The sequence below is a fragment of the Paenibacillus sp. 32O-W genome, assembly GCF_007679495.1.
Lineage (GTDB): Bacteria > Bacillota > Bacilli > Paenibacillales > NBRC-103111 > Paenibacillus_L > Paenibacillus_L residui.
Genome location: NZ_VEGP01000215.1, coordinates 1 through 278, shown reverse-complemented (window position 1 = coordinate 278; position 278 = coordinate 1). Strand labels below are relative to the sequence as shown.

Below are 278 nucleotides of genomic sequence, written 5' to 3'. Positions count from 1 at the left end.
AACCATCTTATGGAATGTACAGATGTTTTTCAATTTTTGCTCTACATGTTGTCAAGCACTATGTTTGGTATAGAGCCTAAAAAATATAAGGATATTTTTGATGGACTGTATTCAACATTGGGTGATGCGATAGCAAAAAATGTACAAGATAAAATTGTTCATGGTACCTATGATCCTTTAACAGATGGAGTTGATATTATTCCGTATAGTGGCACAAGAAGTCAAGACAGTTTTTTTTAATTTTTAAGGTGTGAAATCATTCACGAAGCGTTCTTTTG

General features: G+C 32.4%; 1 protein-coding gene. It reads left to right on the top strand.

Annotation, left to right across the window (positions count from 1 at the left end; translation table 11 throughout):
- Positions 1-240, top strand: a 240-nt coding sequence (locus tag FS806_RS26010; RefSeq protein WP_186328545.1) for a hypothetical protein, incomplete at its 5' end; no start/stop codon positions are given.
- Positions 241-278: the final 38 nt, after the last annotated feature.